Annotated in this window: 16 protein-coding genes; 3 read left to right on the forward strand and 13 right to left on the reverse strand. The window is 65.4% G+C overall.

The window, feature by feature from the left end; all coding sequences use genetic code 11:
* Positions 1-330: 330 nt before the first annotated feature.
* Entirely contained in the window at positions 331-705 is a 375-nt protein-coding gene (locus tag ACFWVP_RS12835) for a hypothetical protein (protein ID WP_384496075.1), read from the forward strand.
* Between the two features lie 195 nt (positions 706-900).
* On the opposite strand, the gene ACFWVP_RS12840 is transcribed toward ACFWVP_RS12835, so the two are convergent.
* The 12 genes from ACFWVP_RS12840 to ACFWVP_RS12895 all read right to left on the reverse strand — a co-directional run bounded on the left by ACFWVP_RS12840 (position 901) and on the right by ACFWVP_RS12895 (position 8,285).
* Positions 901-2,079 carry a tyrosine-type recombinase/integrase gene (locus tag ACFWVP_RS12840; protein ID WP_384496077.1) on the reverse strand — a complete coding sequence of 393 codons (1,179 nt, stop codon included), beginning with the start codon at positions 2,077-2,079 and terminating at the stop codon, positions 901-903.
* Positions 2,079-2,300, reverse strand: coding sequence for a helix-turn-helix domain-containing protein (locus ACFWVP_RS12845; protein ID WP_030123122.1), 222 nt, complete (start codon positions 2,298-2,300; stop codon positions 2,079-2,081). Before ACFWVP_RS12845 ends, ACFWVP_RS12840 begins: the two co-directional genes overlap by 1 nt.
* 2 nt (positions 2,301-2,302) lie before the next feature.
* Positions 2,303-3,718, reverse strand: a complete 1,416-nt coding sequence (gene repSA / locus ACFWVP_RS12850) for a replication initiator protein RepSA (protein ID WP_384496079.1) — start codon at positions 3,716-3,718, stop codon at positions 2,303-2,305.
* 91 nt (positions 3,719-3,809) lie between these two features.
* A complete protein-coding gene (locus ACFWVP_RS12855; protein ID WP_384496080.1) occupies positions 3,810-4,124 on the reverse strand; it encodes a SpdD-like protein in 315 nt (104 codons plus the stop codon).
* Positions 4,125-4,151: 27 nt separating this feature from the next.
* A complete protein-coding gene (locus tag ACFWVP_RS12860) occupies positions 4,152-4,307 on the reverse strand; it encodes a hypothetical protein (RefSeq protein WP_010060553.1) in 156 nt (51 codons plus the stop codon).
* Positions 4,308-4,319: 12 nt separating this feature from the next.
* Positions 4,320-4,511 carry a mobile element transfer protein gene (locus ACFWVP_RS12865; RefSeq protein ID WP_003967784.1) on the reverse strand — a complete coding sequence of 64 codons (192 nt, stop codon included), beginning with the start codon at positions 4,509-4,511 and terminating at the stop codon, positions 4,320-4,322.
* A 5-nt stretch (positions 4,512-4,516) separates the two neighbouring features.
* Positions 4,517-4,702 carry a hypothetical protein gene (locus ACFWVP_RS12870; protein ID WP_126931169.1) on the reverse strand — a complete coding sequence of 62 codons (186 nt, stop codon included), beginning with the start codon at positions 4,700-4,702 and terminating at the stop codon, positions 4,517-4,519.
* A gap of 18 nt (positions 4,703-4,720) precedes the next feature.
* Positions 4,721-5,386: a DUF2637 domain-containing protein gene (locus ACFWVP_RS12875; RefSeq protein WP_384496081.1), complete on the reverse strand. Its 666-nt coding sequence runs from the start codon at positions 5,384-5,386 to the stop codon at positions 4,721-4,723.
* Entirely contained in the window at positions 5,386-5,571 is a 186-nt protein-coding gene (locus tag ACFWVP_RS12880) for a hypothetical protein (protein WP_384496083.1), read from the reverse strand. The genes ACFWVP_RS12875 and ACFWVP_RS12880 overlap by 1 nt, the downstream gene beginning before the upstream one ends.
* 80 nt (positions 5,572-5,651) lie before the next feature.
* On the reverse strand, positions 5,652-7,004 hold the full coding sequence (locus tag ACFWVP_RS12885) for an FtsK/SpoIIIE domain-containing protein (protein ID WP_384496085.1): 1,353 nt from the start codon (positions 7,002-7,004) through the stop codon (positions 5,652-5,654).
* Positions 7,005-7,006: 2 nt separating this feature from the next.
* Positions 7,007-7,366, reverse strand: coding sequence for a hypothetical protein (locus tag ACFWVP_RS12890; protein WP_032781844.1), 360 nt, complete (start codon positions 7,364-7,366; stop codon positions 7,007-7,009).
* A 139-nt stretch (positions 7,367-7,505) separates the two neighbouring features.
* The gene (locus ACFWVP_RS12895) at positions 7,506-8,285 is read right to left on the reverse strand and encodes a GntR family transcriptional regulator (protein ID WP_384496088.1); all 780 of its coding nucleotides are present in this window, start codon (positions 8,283-8,285) and stop codon (positions 7,506-7,508) included.
* An 18-nt stretch (positions 8,286-8,303) separates the two neighbouring features.
* On the opposite strand from ACFWVP_RS12895, the gene ACFWVP_RS12900 reads away from it, so the two are divergent.
* Positions 8,304-8,768: an NUDIX hydrolase gene (locus ACFWVP_RS12900; RefSeq protein WP_384496089.1), complete on the forward strand. Its 465-nt coding sequence runs from the start codon at positions 8,304-8,306 to the stop codon at positions 8,766-8,768.
* 172 nt (positions 8,769-8,940) lie between these two features.
* Positions 8,941-9,192, forward strand: coding sequence for a hypothetical protein (locus tag ACFWVP_RS12905; RefSeq protein ID WP_384496091.1), 252 nt, complete (start codon positions 8,941-8,943; stop codon positions 9,190-9,192).
* Between the two features lie 514 nt (positions 9,193-9,706).
* Here ACFWVP_RS12905 and ACFWVP_RS12910 read toward each other — a convergent pair.
* On the reverse strand, positions 9,707-13,021 hold the full coding sequence (locus ACFWVP_RS12910) for a type ISP restriction/modification enzyme (protein ID WP_384496092.1): 3,315 nt from the start codon (positions 13,019-13,021) through the stop codon (positions 9,707-9,709).
* Positions 13,022-13,233: the final 212 nt, after the last annotated feature.

The raw sequence follows: 13,233 nt of genomic DNA on the forward strand, positions 1-13,233 counted from the left end.
GCCCCAAGGGCCCGATCAGGGTCCTTGAGTTCAGGAGTCCGGCCCGGTCACTGAGGGCATCGCACCAGCTGACGTTGCAGACATTGGGTCCCGTCTAGCCACTGACGATTGAGTTGCCGATTCTGTGAGTGACAGTCAGCCCGCAGGCCCGAGCGCCCCCGCTCACCTGCGCAAGTCGCGAAGTGGATGAAGCAGGCCTTCTAGCACATCCCGCGTGATCAACGGCCAGGATCGCCCCAGGTTCACCCTCTGGGCATTGATCGTGAGGCCCCTGCAGCATCCCCACGCTAAAAAGAATTAAGGCCCTTTAGCACTTCCTAAGGAACACGCATGTCATTCGCCGACCAGGTGCAAGCACTCCGGCTTCGTAAGCTCAAAGTTTTGAGCGATCACCGCAAGAAGGTCCAGAAGCTGGAACGGGATCTCGACACCCAACTGGAGATGATTGATCTAGTGCTTACTCAGGTGGCCGACGCGAGCGACAAACTTCCGTGTCTGGTGCGTACCACCCCAGGACCTGAGTTGACTATTTATCACTCTGACGACGCACCATGCGGTCGAGTGTATAGCCGCCAGAATTTCGCGGTCATGGCGGAAGCGGATGCCATGGACGCATCGCCCTACGCCTACCTTGAACGCTGTACGGCATGTAAGTGGCAAGAGGCCGCCAAGGTCCATGGCGTCCGGATGATGGCCAACAAGTAGCCACACCCGCCCCCCAGGCGCGCCCGCACCAACCTTGACGAGGTCGTGGGCTCACCGGTGGTAGGTACGTTGGTTTCCCCGTCTCAAAAAGTCGGGACGGGGAATCCACCACGAAGACCTCAAACCTGGTCAGGGCGTCTCAGTGCGCCGAGCATCGCAACGGCGAACTCAACTGCGGTGACCGCTCCCCGCCGGTCAGACCAACGTGGGCGACCCAGCAAATCCGTCGTCATCATCGTCGCCTCCGCTCGACGTTTCGGCTACGGGACCGTGCCCACTGAGCCAAAAGTCCGACGCTTCCGCCACCTGATCGTCGCGGCCAGCAACCGGCCGGGCGTAGTGCCGAGTGGTTACGCTCGCGTTCGAGTGCCCGAGGCGGTGAGCGGCGGTCATCACGCCGTACCGGTCGGCGACCCAAGTGCCATGCGAGGCTCGGAGATCGTGCGGCGTGACGTCGGTGAGCCCGGCCGCCGTCACCGCGGGATCGAAGCACGCCTTGCGCCACTGGTTGTAGCGCAGCGGCTTGCCGCCAGGGGTGACGAAGAGGAGAGCGTCCTCCCCGCCGGGCAGCGTCTCCAGGTGCCGGCCGATCCGCGCCGCCAGTGACGGCCCGATCCGCAGGACCCGTTTCTGATGGGACTTGGGAGTGTCGAAGACGAGGGTGCCATTCGCTTCGGCCAGGTTCTCATCGACGAGGACCAGGCCGCCCGACACATCGATGTCTGCTCGCCGCAGGGCGAACGCCTCCCCGACCCGCAGGCCCGCGTAGGCGAGCAAGGAGATCAGCAGGTCATGCGGTTTCGTCGCGCTCCGCACAATCCGTGAGGCTTCCAGCGGGGTGAGGATGTGCGGCTCGGTCTGCGGCATGCGTGGCAGCTTCACGCTCCTGCACGGGGTCTGCCCGATCATCTCGTTGTCGACGGCCGCCCGCATGATCTGCGAGAGCACGCGGTAGGCCTGTCTGATCCGCGAGGCGCTGAGACCGCGCGTCTTCATCGCACCGACCCATTCGACGATGGTGATCGGCCGGAGGCTGGAAAGCTCACGATCACCGAGCGCCGGAACGATCAGCGAGTTGATCAGGGATCGGTACGACGCCTGTGTCTTGTGCTTGAGCTGCGGAGAGACCGCGGTGAGCCATCGCGCCGACCAATCGCGGACGGTGGTCCGTCCCTCGGCGGGGTCGAGCCAGCGGCCCTCCTCCATCTCGATGCGTTTCCGTGCCAGCCAGCGATCGGCGTCCGTCGTTGTCGAGAACGTCTGATCAGCGGCACGCAGCACGCCGTCAGGCCCCGGATACCGAGCCTGGAACCGGCCGGACGGCAGCTTCCGGATCCGACCGAAGGCGCGTCGGGACTTACGCTTGGCGGCCATCAGGCAGCCCTCCGGTACGAGTACGCCGAGGTGGGCCGCAGGACGATCGGCGCCACCGTGTGGGCACTGACGTACTCCTCCACGGCGCTCTCGGGGATGCGGACGTGTCGGCCGACCTTGACGAACGTGATACGGCGTTCCTCGATGAGCCGGCGTGGGAAGCGGAGACCGGTGCCGAGGCGTTCGGCGACCTGATTCACGGTGAGCAGTCGGTCTGCCACGGTCACCACTCCCCCTCGTCGGAAGTGCGCTCCTTCAGTGCGTCGCGGGCGGTCTCGCGGTTGGTCTGGAGGTCACGGGCGATGGTGGCGGCGAGAGCTCCCTCGCCGGGGGTGTGCCCGTGGCCGACGTACTGCCAGTCCGCCAGAACGAGGACGGTGTCCGGTTCACGGTCGGCCAGGCCGAGGACCGTCGCTTCCTGTGTAGCGCGGTAGTCGGCGCGTTCCTGGCGGAGGGCACCGAGGGTGGTCGAGTAGGTGCGGGACTTGGACGAGAAGTGGCCGCGAAAGCCGAGCATGTGGGCCCAGGCCCAGAGGCGCCGGTCCGGGTAGAGCCTGTCGAGCTCACGGCATGCGGTGATGAGCCGGCGTGCGTGATCGGGAACGCGGTGGCGGTCAAGTTCGGCGAGTTCGCCGATGCGGCGGTCCATGGTGCCGGTGTTCTCGGCGGCTTTGGTGGCGTACTTGGCCACGTATGAGGCGACTGCCTGTTCAGTGACATCCGAGCCGTCGCCGAAGGCCTTGACCGGGCGGACGTCGAGCTGTCGGCCCCATCGAAAGGTCCGGGACGGCTGTCCACCGGCAGCCGGGACGGAGACCGACGTGTACGAGTGCGCGGCTGCGGCTCGTATCGCGTCGGTGAGGAGATCGACCGTGGCCCATGCGGGCGGCGGCGTACGAGGTCCCTCGGGGCCGTCGAGACGTACGACGGCGTGGAAGTGGAGGGCTCCGCGCTTCTGGAATTCGGCGACCTTGCCGAAGGAGACGCGGATATGGTCACCCAGCTCACGGCGCGAGATGCCCGCGTGGATGGCGAGTTCGCGGCGGAGTCTGGTGGTGAAACGCTGCCAGAGCTCCCCGGCGTGGTTGTTGAACAGCACGGCGCCCGCGTAGTCGTAGGTCTCCGGATCAAGGGCAGAGCCCAGATCCCCGGAGTCCGAGGCATGCGCGGTGCCGCAACGGCAGGTGCCCCGGTCGGGGCGGTTGTGGACGGGGCCGAACGAGGGTGCGGTGAGGGTGGCGAAGACGCGCGGGTGGTCGCGGACAGCGGCGGTGATGTCGCGGCGGTCGTCTCCGGCGAGGCCGGCGCGGATCAGGTGGTAGGTGTCGCCCGCGTAGGTCCAGGCGCAAGAGGGGCAGCGGGAGGCGCGGCGGTTGCCGCAGGCAATGCGGAGGCGTCCGCCCGGCTCGTACGCGGTCGAGTAGCGGTGCAGGGTCTCGCCGGTGGTCTTGTCCTTGTGGGTTACCCAGCCGCTCAGATGGACGGGGTCGGCACAGCCGCCGGTGCGGCGGATCTGGTCCTCCCAGCGGGTGTAATCGGAGGCCGAGGCCACCCGGAGGACGTCCCTGAGGATGGTCGGGTCGAGCTGTGGGGCGGGCATGGACCGCTTCTGTTTCGAGGGTGAGGGCCGGTGGGCCATGCTGGGGGTTCCTTCCGGTTGCGAGATCGATCGGTGGGCACGGCTCCCGGGCGGCGGATGCTTGGCGGTATCGAGGCCGCCCGGGGGCCGGTCAGCGGCGTTTGGCGTCGGACGCGATCAGGGAGCGCAGGACGACCGCGCAGACGGCGACCGATGCGCTGGTGACGGCCACCGCCAGGAGCAGCGAGACCAGGACGGTGCCGACGACCAGGACGACGGCAGTACCGGCACCGACGAGCGCGACCGCAGTGCCGGGGGTGAGCTGTACGACCCGACGGGCCGGCGCAGGGGCGGCGGCGGGTGCCGGGGCAGGCGTGCCCGGCGTGATGGTGGTCGGCTGGACGACGGCGGGCGGGGTGACCAGGGCCGAGGGCTGCGGCATGGTCGGGATCTTGGGCTGGAACATGAGTGGTTCTCCTCTCCCGGGCGCGGGTTACTTGACGGCGGTATCGATGACGGACGCGAAGAGGCTGTCGGCGAGGAGGTAGCCGCCGAGGAGGAGCACGCAGATCAGCCACACCGGCGGGCGGAAGAGCTTGATGCCGAGGTAGCCGACGACCAGCAGGGCGATCCAGAGGGGGACGTCCATGGACGCTGTCTCCTAACGGACGGTGCAGCGGTGGGTACGGGCGGCGAGTTGGGCGGCGGTCCGGCTGGAGTAGTCGGCGGACCAGCCGCAGCGGTCGGCAGTGCAGACGGCGGCGTGGGCGGTGCGGCCGGTGCGGTCGCGGTGGGTGCCGATCTGCACGGGGCCGATACGCATCACGGAGTGGAAGCTGTCGCGGGCGGGCATGCCGGTCAGCCCCTGTCGGTCGTCGGGTCGGTGTACTGGGCGCGGATGCTGCGGGCGGTGGCCGGGTCGTCGACGCGTCGTGCGGCTTCCTCGGCAAGGAGGTGGGCGAGGAAGGGGCGTCCGGCTGCGGCCATCTCACGCGCTCCGTCGAGGTAGTCGGCCACGGTCAGGTCGGCGGGATCGTGGGTCATCTCAGTTCTCCTTTGCGGTCAGCTGAGGTGGGCGGCGATGGCGTCGGCGAGGTGGGGCGGAACGCCGAGGCGGGAGCGGAGGGTGTCGGTGTCGATCGGTGATCCGGTGCGGGTGCGGTACTCGTCGGCGACCTTGCGGGCGTGGTCGATCAGCACGGCAGGAACGGACGGATCCGGGGACGGGGCCGGGGGCGAGGACAGGGCCGTTGTCGCAGGGAGTTCATCGGCCTGGGATGGGATCGGGGCGGCGTCAGGCACACGCGTCGGCCCGATGTCCTTCGTCTCCGTGACGGTGGCTGGCGGAGCTGGCTCCGGCTTCCCCGACGAGTGGGCGAGGAGAGTGCCGCCAAGGAAGGCGAGTGCGGGCCATCCGGCGATGCCGAGCCGGAGCGGGGCCGGCGGGTCGGCCAGGTCGAGGAACCCGGCGGTGGCGACGTTGGCGCCGAGCGACGCGAACAGGGCGATCAGGAACCAGCACCAGGCCAACCGGGACGGACCCTCGCTGCGCAGCCGACGCCAGGCGGCGACAAGGAGCAGGTCGACGCTGACCGGGTAGGCCCATGCCTTCCAGCCGTCCTGTCCGGCCGCGGCGGCGAGGTCGTGCAGGTGCGCGAAGGACAGAGCTCCGGCGATAACCGCCTGGATCAACACCGCGTCGATCCGGAGACCGTGCCGGGCGCCCATCAGAAGTCCTCAGCGGGGTCGGAGTCGTCCGGGAACGTGCCCGGCGGCGGCTCCGGCAGCGACAGGGCGAGGGACGGGCTGACGACGTCCACGAAGTCGAGGTCGGCGTCATCCATGTCGGCGTACAGGGCGAGTTGGCCGAGCAGAAGCACGGTCCGGGCGAAGTCCTCGCAGTCGGGGCACATGGCGGTTCTCCCTTCTCTGGGCATGGCAGTGGTAGGGACTCGGCGCGAAGACGGTCACGCCTACCGGGTGGGGGGAGAGATCAGGCGGTGGCGGGAGAGGCCTTCGCCGATGGCACAAGCTCGGTGGCGGTGCCGGTGGTGGGCCGGAAAGGGGCCAGCTCGGGCAGGCCCGGGGTCCTGTCGGCGTACCGGTTGCAGAGGTTCACGGCCTGGCGGAGCGAGGTGTGCGGAGCGCGGATGCGGTGCCAACCGCCGGACGCGTCTCCCGCGATGGCGAGGCCTCGCAGTTCGGCGGGAATCTGGATGGCGGCGAGGACCGCGTCCGGGGCGATGTCGCCGAAGGCCATGTTGGCGGAGGTCTCGTCGTTGAGACGGTGGGCGGTGCGACCGGTGAGTTGGGCGCGGAGCATGGTGATGCCCTTGCCGAGTTCGGAGCCGAAGCGCTGTCCGCAGATTTCGAGGTAGATGCCGGCGGCGCGGCCGAGCTGCGCGAGACGGACCAGGGCGGTGATGATGCGGTCCCGCCGCCTCTCCTCCTCCTTCGTTGCGTACAGGGCGAGTTCGGCCACCTCGTCGACCAGGACGACGACCGGGGTCGGGCGGAGCTCATCAGGCAGGTCCCAGATGTCGGCGGCGATCTCCGCGTCCGGCACATCGACGGTGATGCGCTGCTGGGTACGGATGAGGCGGTAGACGTCCGCCATCCGCGCCACGAGTGCATCGAGGAGTTCGGCAGCGGTGTCCGGGTTGTCGGCCAGCGCTGAGAACCGGCGCGCCAGCGGGAAGAGTTCGACCCCCTGCTTGCAGTCGATGCCGACGAGGGCAACGTCCAGAGGAGCGAGGCCGGCGACCAGGTTGCGTTGGTAGACCGACTTGCCGGACTCCGTGGCGCCGAGGGTGAGGGCGTGAGGTATCGCGCGGTAGTCGCGGTAGTGCACCGACCCGTCCTCCCGAAGGGCGACCGGTACCCGCATCGACCAGGTCTCCGTCGCAGCAGGCATCTGCACCCGCTTGAGCACGTCGTATCCGGTCATCCGCACCTCGACGACACCGGACCGCACCTCGCGTGAGGTCACGCCGAACATCGAGAACGAGTGCCGAAGCCGGTCCGAAGCCGCGGCGATGTCGAAAACGTCTTGCCCGGGACGGAGCTTGAGCCGGAGGACCAGGCCGGTACGAGTCGGCCGCAGTCGCCGGATACGCGGTGGGCGTGGCTCAGGTATCGGCCGGTTGGTGGCCCGAGCCAGAGATAACCGCCACCGCGCCGGCGGAACGGTCAACCCGCACGCGTCCATGACCGAGCGGTACCGGACCAAGACCCGCAGCGCGGCCAGAGTGACCCCGAAGGCCAGCCAGTACCAGGCGGGCCGCCGCCACCGCAGGAGACCCGCAGCGGCGACGACCAGCACCAGAGCGACCGTGAAGGCGGTCATGATCAGGCCGCCTTCGACCCTGCGGCGGCGACGTCGGCGAGCGAGGTGACCGCGACCGCTCGGAACGCGATGCCGTGCCGCCGCTGGCCGTTGAAGTCGTTCTCCCACGGACGAGCGACCAGGCCGGTGAGCGCGACCGGCGTACCCATGGACAGCTCGCCGGTGATCCCGGGCTCCGGAACGGTGACGGACAGGATCTCCACCTCCTCGTTCGCCGCGAACATCACGTCCACGGTCATGAGCTGAGCACCGGTCTCCATGTCGGTGGCGATCTCACCGGTGCGGCGGTCACGGACTTTGACCTGCGGAGTCTTGGCGACCATCACGACAGCGCTGGAGGTATCGACGGGAATCTGACGCACAGCAGACCACTCCTCTATAGATGTCGAACTTTGCCACTCATGTATATGAGTGCCATGAAGAAGAGTGCCTGACTCCTGTACATGAGTCAACCCGCCGCGAAGAAGAACTCGCGACGGGCTGAGGGAAGTTGAGCGGACGTCAGTCGCCGGCAGGGATCCGATACTCGAAAACGAACTGGTCAGCGGCCATGAGCGTGTCGCACACCTCGACCACCCGACCCGCGGTCGTACGGGCCTCCCGGATCAGGTGAACCACGGGCGCGCCAGGGCTGAGCGCCAGTTCCGACGCCTCCGACTTCGAGGCCGGGCGCGCTTGCAGCGTCTCGACGAACTCCGCGAACTCATGCCCGTGGTCTTCGAGTCGGGCGTAGATGCCACCGCCCCCGGGGTTCTCGGCGAACAGCTCGGGGATCTCCTTCACCACGTCCCAGGGGAGGTACGACGAGGCGGTTTCCACCGGCGTGCCGTTACGGAAGTAGAGCCGCCGGCGGGCCAACACCTGCGTACCGGCGGTCACGCCCAGGCGCTCGGCGGCATCCTCGGGCGCGTCCATGGGACCGATGTAGAGGACGCTGACTTTCGCGGTGGCACCGGACTGTGCGGACTCCGCGAGGTAAGCCGCCTGGCCACCTTGCCGGAGCGAGCGCCGGAACCGATCGGAGGAACGATGCCGTACGGGGGGCCGGTTCTTCACAATGGAGCCCTTGCCATGCCTGGTCTCGACGAGCCCACTCGCCCGTACCTCGACCATGGCCTTACGGATCGTCCCACCGGAGACGCCGTAGCGGTCCACCAGCTCGGATTCGCTCGGCACCATGTCGCCCGCCTTGAGAACCCCCGCCCGGATCTGCTGCACGAGGTCATCAGCGATCTGCACATACCGAGGACCGGAACCGGCCCCTCCCGCCGCAGTTCCCATAGTCCTTCCCTGCCTCCTATGCTCCTCTACATGAGTCAATCACAGGAAGCGGCACCCACTCCCCTGCACTCCGTGTCCGTCGCCGGAGTAGTGGTGCGCGAGGACGGCCGCCTCCTGGCGATCCGCCGAGCCGACAACGGCACCTGGGAGCTCCCTGGCGGCATCCTCGAACTCAACGAGACACCCGAGGCTGGCGTTGCCCGCGAGGTCTGGGAAGAGACAGGCATCCACGTCGCGGTGGACCAGCTCACCGGCGTATACAAGAACACGACCCGAGGCATCGTGGCTCTGGTCTTCCGCTGCAAGCCCTCCGGCGGGACCGAGCGCACATCAAGCGAGTCGACCGCCGTCTCCTGGCTCACACCCGACGAGGTCAGCGAGCGCATGGCCGAGGTCTACGCGGTCCGCCTCCTGGACGCCCTGGACGGCAACGGCCCTCACGTACGGAGCCACGACGGCAAGCAGCTCATCACAGCGGGATAAGACTTTCTCTACTTCATCAAGGCCCGCGCACGGCGCGGGCGCGCGCCGCCTCTGCGGCGCGGCCTGCCTCCTGTCTCCGCCCCGGCTGGCCGCGCCCGGCGGCGCGCCACGTGCAGCGGGCAGGCGAGAAACAACCTCCCACCCGACCAGAGGGCGCGGGCAGGCTTGTCCCATGGAGACCCCGGCAGTACCCACAGCCTTCCGCGTCACGTTCAACGACTACCGCCAGGATCCGAACGACAGCGACGTCCGGGCCCGCTACCCCCGGATGGGTCAACCCTGGCCCCAGGAAGACGACACGCACCTCCTCGCCCTCTACCAGCAAGGAGAGCGGGACCTGGAAACCCTTGGGAAACAGTTCGACCGCAAGCCAAGCGCCATCAGGTCACGCCTGGCGAAACTAGGCTTGGAAGGCCTCTGCTGACCCGAGGAGGCACAGCGCGGAAGCAGCTACGGGTTCAAGAGGTTGCCTCCGGCGGGGGCGCTCAGACTCCGGGATGGACGGGGCGTCGTTCGCGAGTGCCGGCCGGAGCGTGGTGAGCGTCGTGGGGCTCCCATCCCGACCACCTTCGACCCAGGCAGAGCCGAGCAGTCGCGGCCCAGAGCGTCAAGGTCGTTCGTACAGTGGCGCGCTCCACCTTGACGCCCTGAACCACGACCGCTCCACGGTGTGTGGGTCGAAGGCGGACGGGATGGGAGCCGGGGTGAGCAGTGGGTTGAGGTGCCGATCAGCGGCAGCGCGAGAAGGAAGGGGGGAAGGTGGCCCCTCGTGAGGCGAGGGCACCTGGTGAGCCAGCTCATCAACGACTTGAAAATGATGCCCGATGGGCGGCAGGTCCTACACTATGACCTGCGGCCACCGTTGATCATTTGTTTTGACACTTGTGATCAGCGGTGGCCGTCTTTATGCGAGCGACATACTCGCCCAGGCCGCGCGCTTAGGCGGGGGGAAGCTCGCCGAACAGCCCCCCAGTAACGGTCAGTCGAGGGCGCCTGTCTGCGTCGGTGGTGGGCCATTGTGCGCCGGCCGCAGCTAGTTCCTGTCGGGTGAAAATCTCGCTGGCGATAACGTCTGCGAGAAGGTCACTCATTTGATCTTCGAGATTCACAAGTTGCGTGAGAATGCTGAGCAAGTTGGTCAGCTCGGTAGACCATTGAGAATCCCACTGCGGTGCATTCATCTCGTCTAGTGGCGACGTAATGCGCCCCTTTGGCTCCGCCATGCGGTAATCCAGCCAGGAGTCGAGCACCTTTCTGCCGCCCACGGTGTATTCAGCTGCCTGCTTAGTGAGACCGTCCCACCTTCCAGCTCCGACGTGCAGTGAACGACTTGAGGCGTCGTATCGCCAATCAGTAGGCATATTGCTGCCTACCGCTACGGCATAACTAGGGTGGTCAACTGAGATGGCTGGATCTCGAATTTCCGTAAGACCCTGCGGATGATTACCAGCCTCGCCGTAGGTGTGAAGCCACTGGACATGCGCTCCCAACTGGCAGGCTCGCGCCCATAGATGTGGATCCTTCGTCACGGGAACTCTCACTCCGGGTGTACGGAGCTCGTCATCGAATTGGGCGACAAAGCCAGAGTGCCCAGTGATGCCCGCAATGTAGGAGAAAATGTCGCCGTGTGAAATGGGTACACCCATGAACCTCGACAGTGCGTCAACTAGACCTGGTGCGACGTTCGGTGTGCCGTCAGGGTGAAGTTTAGGTAGGGCGCGTCCCCCGCCACTGCCGCGAAAATGATGCACGTCCGGAATTAGGTTGGTGTATACGGTTCCGGGCCCAGCCTTCGGATACTCTGAGTGCAGTTCAATAGCGAATACCTGGCCGTCGACGCGTCCCTCCCACAGGGTGGGTGAGGGTTGGCTTAGTAGCCTGGAATCAGCGATGAGCCACTGTCGGTCGAGCATGCGGAACCCGCAACGTACTGCGTGCGCCTCCGTAAGCATCGCGATCCGACCAAACGGGAAATTGGTTTCCTGTTCCGTATCCGCCCCTGGCAAGGGCTTCTTTGTCTTAACCAAAGAAGCGTCACGCTTTTCTTTGAACTTCTGAGATTTCACTGCCGGATCATCTTCGTTGATTACGCTGCGGAGGCGAAAATCAAGCACGCCCGGAGTGGGGGCGTATACCCAAGAGCGTCCGGCCATGATGCCGTTGGCTCGCCAAGGAAGAAGGTCATCTACTGCGGGGTAGTCATCCCATTCAGTTGCAGCCGAGGGGGTGAATGGAGCTGTCCATTCGGGACGCACGCTGCGCCAGTGCTGGTGGTCGAATGTAAGAGCGGAAAGCTGTTCGAACTTCTGCTTCCTGGTGCCGTGTAGGTCGATGTACTTGATTTCGGCCGGCTTGGTGTCGTCGACTCCTTGCTTGCGCAGGAACAGGGCAATAGCGACTGGTGTCTCGATATTGAAGACCGCGTTGGCTGCCGGGGGCTGCTTCCCTTCGGGTGTGACGTTAATGATCCACCCGTGGGAACACATTCTGCGCAGATACTCGCGCATTCCTTTGAAGCCAGGACCTGCGAGGTAGCCAGTGGCGGTGATGAAGCAAATGACGCCGTTACCGCCGTCACGCTCATCTGGTTGGTTGGTGGACTCGAAAACCTTCCAGGTTGCCCAGCGCCAGAAGTAGGCATAGAGGTTACTCAGATGACGTTCATGCTTGCCATTTCCGGGCAGCTTGAACGCCTCAAGCGGCGGTTTGCCCGTAGCGGGGTCGGCGCCGTCTTCGACCCAGCCTCCCACGCCGCCAGCGTGGTCCTTATAGGGCGGGTTGCCAATGCAGACCTGGACATTGCGTTCCCGCTTCATTTGATTGGCGCGTTGACGTTGCCGGGCAATCAGTTGCGCTGTGAAGGATAGTTGGCTGTCGCTCGCGCTGTAGGGATCTTCGAGGGTGTCCGCAACAAACAGGTTGAGTCCATCGCTCGGGAGGTCGGCTCCGAGATCGCTGATAGTGGAACTAATGCGAAGTTCGGCAACGGAGAACGGACCGGACTGAAGTTCAATTCCGTAGGTGCGAGAGACAGCATTGCTCACAGCTTCAGGCGCGGCTCCCGGCCCGTATTGAGCCGCGGCTTCACCTGCTACGTGCCGAAGAATCGAGAGGGGGTAGGTCCCCGTACCCATAGCGGGGTCGACGATGTTGACATGTGGGTTACGAAATCCATCGGGTTTCCCCATGTATTGCTTGAGTGCGAGATCAGTGAGCCGCACCATAGCGTCGACCACGGGAACCGGTGTGTAGTACGAACCGGAGCTGCGGCGCTTCTCCGGATCGTATGAGGCTAGAAAGTCCTCGTAGAGGTGTAGGTACAGCTCGTCGCCGTTTCGGCCCAGGCGGCCCCAATCTGCGGCAGCAAGAACGTGAAGGATAATCTCTATGGCTGACCAGGTCGGAGTTTTTTCGACGTGCTCCGTAAGTAGATTCAGTGCCCTACCCATGAGCGAGTGATGACCTTCGAGCTGATGTGCAATCTCGCGGATCGGCTCGTTGTCAAGGTCGATTCCTTCGCTGAGTGCAAGGAGGAGAGCGAATACAACAGTCTGTGCGAACCCGTCTGAGAACTCGGAATCCGTGGCTTGTGGGAAGAGCAGTCTTCTCCAGTCCTTCGAGATACCCGTAAATGGCATACGTGTTGCATCGGCACCTGCCCTGATGGCGCGGCGTTCGGCTCGCAGAGCTTCGTGCACCTCTTCGCGGAGAAGGCGAGCCAGTGGTGCCAGAACACTGACCAGTTTTGGAACTGACACGATGGGTGTGGGGGACCACTGCAAGAAGGAGTTGAAGACCAGTTCGAGCCTGCCTGGCGCTGTCAAACGCCCACTCTCGCTGACCAGGTCAACTCGATGGATATGAACAGGCGTGTCTACAAGCTCGCCGTAACGCCAGAGACGAAATTCAGTTCCATTTGTGTGGAGAAGATTGGGCAGTTCCCGAAGTCGTTGCCATTGCTTATAGTTGTGCGTCGAGATGCCATACGACGAAGGGTCAAGGCTGACGCCAGGAGCCTTCAGCTCGACGTGGCCCGTAATGACCCCGTTGACCCTGACTCCGAAATCTGGTCTCACGCTTCCGTCCAGCTCAGCCACCTCGTTGTGAGCCACCACAGACAGCCCAAGCAAGGCTCCCGCCTGCTCGACGAGATTAGAGACCGGGGTGATGAGAAGGGCCTCACGCTGCCCAGGCCCAGACAGCCGCTGTTTGGCGTCCTGGCCGTAGGCAGCGACCACTTCTGCGAAGTTCATCCGTGACTTCCCCTCAACGTCGGCTCAGTCTCACCCAGGGCGGTTGAGCGGAGTAAGGCGATCCGACAGATAGACAACGAAAGGTGCCTTCCGACCTGCGGCGATGTGAGAGCCGAACTCACGTCACAGCAGATGTGGGGGGGGGCACCTTTTGAGTGTCTGACTCTACTGGGTGTCACTGTGGGTTGTCAGCCGAGAACAGCTCACACAAC

The organism is Streptomyces sp. NPDC058637 (assembly GCF_042717325.1).
Classification (GTDB): domain Bacteria; phylum Actinomycetota; class Actinomycetes; order Streptomycetales; family Streptomycetaceae; genus Streptomyces.